This window comes from Streptomyces bambusae (assembly GCF_019400985.1).
GTDB lineage: Bacteria > Actinomycetota > Actinomycetes > Streptomycetales > Streptomycetaceae > Streptomyces > Streptomyces bambusae_A.
The window spans coordinates 1-3,073 of sequence record NZ_WTFF01000522.1 but is presented as its reverse complement, the minus strand read 5'-3'; the positions used below and the strand labels follow the sequence as shown (position 1 = coordinate 3,073).

Sequence of the window (3,073 nt, the reverse complement as noted above, 5' to 3'; positions counted from 1 at the left end):
GCTGAACGCCGCCCTCGCCGCCGCCCCCGCCCACCGCGAGCTGGCCTGGACCGCGGACGGCCCCGCCGTGACCGTCCACCGCGCGGGCACGCCCGCCGGACGACTGGCCGCGGAGCTGGCCGAGGCGGCGGTGGACCTGCTGGCCGATCCGCGGGTGGCCGACGTACGGGAGTGCGAGGGCGCGGACTGCGTCCTGCTCTTCCTGCCCGCCCACCCCCGGCGCCGCTGGTGCGTGGCCGCGGTCTGCGGCAACCGGGCCCGGGTGGCCCGGTACTACGCGCGGCACAAGGGCGACGGCTGAGCGCGTGCGTCGGGTGCGCGCGTCGGGTGCGTGGCGTGCGGCCCGGGTGCGTGGCGCGTGGCGTGCCGGGTGCGCGTCGCCTGCGCGTCGCCTGCGCGTCGCGTGCCGCGGGGAGTTACGCCTTCGGGTCGTAGTGGTAGGGGTCGCTGCGCAGGCCCCGTGCCGTGACGTGGATCGTGACCGGGAGGTCGGAGCCGTCCGGGGTGGCGGTTGCCGGCGGGGCCGGAGCCGTGGCCCCCGCCTCCGGCTGCGCGGCCGGCGCGGTGGGGGTCGCCGCTTCCGGTGAGGTGCGGGGGGCCGGGACGACGAGGGTGCCCTCCGGGGTGGGGGGAGCGTCGACCGGGGGGCGGCCGTCGATGGTCACCTTCGGGTTGCCGTGCGTGGCGTCGGCCGCGAAACCGCCGCCCTCGATGACGTACGCGCCCCCGCGCCGGGTGACGCGGGTGATGACCGGGTTGGGGCGGGCGGCCAGCTTGTTGACCAGGTACGCGCCCGCCGGGGCGCCCGTGAGGGCCCAGATCTGGTCGGGCAGGTCGGGCAGCCCGGCGCCGACGTCGGCCAGGAAGAAGGTGACGACGTAGGCCATGGTGACGACGCTGAGCACGACGTACTGCAGGTCGACCAGGTCGGTGCGGCCGCTGTCGTTGGAGATCAGGTCGCGTGCCCGGGGCGGCTCGCCGGGGCCGAGGGCGGGCTTGTCGAGGGTGCCCTGCTGGACGCGGAGGCCGACCACCGTCTTGGCGGCGATCAGGGCCGCGTACGGGCCGCCGAGCAGCGGCAGGTACACGGTGGCCAGCGAGTCCAGCGGGCCGTGCGGGCCGGTGAAGTACGCGGTGCCGCCGCCCGCGACCAGGCCCCAGCCCAGGATCGTCACCAGCAGCCAGACCAGGATCACCGTCCAGGCGAACGCCAGCGTGGTGGAGGTGGACAGCCGGCCGTCGCGGCCGGTCAGGAAGCCGGGCCTGGAGCGCAGGCGCAGCGCGGCCGGCCCGGCCAGGGCCGCCAGGGTGCACAGCGCCCAGAGTGCCGAAAGCATGTGTGTTCCCCCCGTGGTCCCCGTGTGCTGCCCGCGCCCCTCGCCACCGGTCTATCGCGCGAGCGCGAGCATGACAAGTCGCCACTCCGGGGCGGCGTATGCGGGCCGCGCCGCGTACGGCGCCCCGGAGTGGCGGCCCGTCACAGGTTGTCCGGCAGGACCGGGAAGCGCCGGGGCGCGACCAGGAGCAGGACCAGCAGCGCGGCCAGTGCCGCCGCGGCCGCGCACACGAAGATGTGGTCCACGGCCGTCGCCATCGCCGCGCGCAGCTGGTCGGCGGCCGCCGCGGGGATCGACCCGGGCTGTTCCAGCGCCTTGGAGACGTCGTCCAGCCGGGTCGGCAGGCCCGCGCCGGGGGTGTCGGCGAGGCGCGCGGTGATGGTGAGGTTGGCGATCGCGCCGAACAGGGCCGCGCCGAGGCTCTGGCCGACCTGGCGGCAGAAGAGGACCGAGGCGGTGGTGGTGCCGCGCTCGGCCCAGCCGACGGTGGACTGGACCCCGACGATCAGCGGCAGCTGGAACAGCCCCAGGCCCGCGCCCAGCAGCAGCATGACCAGGGCGGGCTGCCAGGGCCGTGCCGGGTGGGGCAACAGGGTGAAGGAGAACAGCACGGCGCAGGCGATCCCGATGCCGACCACCGCGCTGCCCCGGAACCCGATGCGCCGGTAGACGTGCTGGCTGAAGGCCGCCGTGATCGGCCAGGTCAGGGCCATGCCGGACATGACGAAGCCGGCGCCGACCGGGTCCAGGCCGAGCACGGACTGGGCGTACATCGGTACGAAGACCATCGGCGCGACCATGACCAGGCCCAGGGCCGCCATGGCGAGGTTGACGGCGGCGATCGTGCGCCGGCGCCACACCCAGCCGGGCAGCACGGGTTCCTCGGCCCGGCGTTCGATCCGTACGACGAGCAGCGCGAGGGCGGCGCTTACGGCCAGCAGGGACAGGGAGGGCGCGGACAGCCAGGGCCAGGCGACCCCGCCCTGCACCACGGCGAACAGCAGTACGCCGCCGCAGGCGAACACCGCCAGCGCGCCGGCCCAGTCGGTGCGGCCGCGGGCGGCGGCGGGGGAGCGGGCGGGCTCGTGCAGGTGGCGGTGGAGCAGCCACAGGGCGAGCGCGCCGACGGGCAGGTTGAGCAGGAAGATCCACCGCCAGTGGGCGTACGCGGCGAGCAGCCCGCCGAGTGCCGGGCCGCCGAGGGCGGAGGCGGCCCAGACGGTGGACATCCGGGCCTGGATCTTCGGGCGGTCCCCCAGCGGGTAGAGGTCGGCGGCCAGGGTCTGCACGGTGCCCTGGAGCGCGCCGCCGCCGAGGCCCTGGACCACGCGGAAGGCGATCAGCGCGGCCATGTTCCAGGCGAGCGAGCACAGCAGGGAGCCCGCCAGGAACAGGCCCGTGCCGAAGAGCAGGACCGGCTTGCGGCCGAAGGTGTCGGAGAGCTTGCCGTAGACGGGCAGGGTGACGGTGACGGCGAGGAGGTAGCCGGAGAAGAGCCAGGAGAAGACGGAGAACCCGCCGAGGTCGCCGACGACCTGGGGTACGGCGGTGGCGACGATGGTGCCTTCGAGGGCGGCGAGCGCCATGGCGAGCATGAGCGCGGCAACAACCGCCCCCCGCGGCCGCGCCGCGGCCTTGGCCGCCGCGCCGGGCGGGGCCCCGACCTGTGCCGCCGGTGTGGTCGTGCCGACCGTTGCCTGTGTCGCCGATGCGGTTCGGCCGGCCCCGGCTTGTGC

Annotated in this window: 3 protein-coding genes; 1 reads left to right on the top strand and 2 read right to left on the bottom strand. The window is 76.0% G+C overall.

Going from position 1 to position 3,073, the window contains the following annotated elements:
• A partial coding sequence (locus GPJ59_RS35030; RefSeq protein ID WP_219672103.1) for a CGNR zinc finger domain-containing protein occupies positions 1-301 on the top strand: 301 nt, incomplete at its 5' end.
• Positions 302-416: 115 nt separating this feature from the next.
• Here the strand turns inward: GPJ59_RS35030 and GPJ59_RS35025 are convergent.
• Positions 417-1,337, bottom strand: coding sequence for a hypothetical protein (locus tag GPJ59_RS35025; protein WP_258025390.1), 921 nt, complete (start codon positions 1,335-1,337; stop codon positions 417-419).
• Positions 1,338-1,477: 140 nt separating this feature from the next.
• Positions 1,478-3,073: MFS transporter (locus tag GPJ59_RS35020; protein ID WP_258025389.1), on the bottom strand; the 1,596-nt coding region annotated here is incomplete at its 5' end.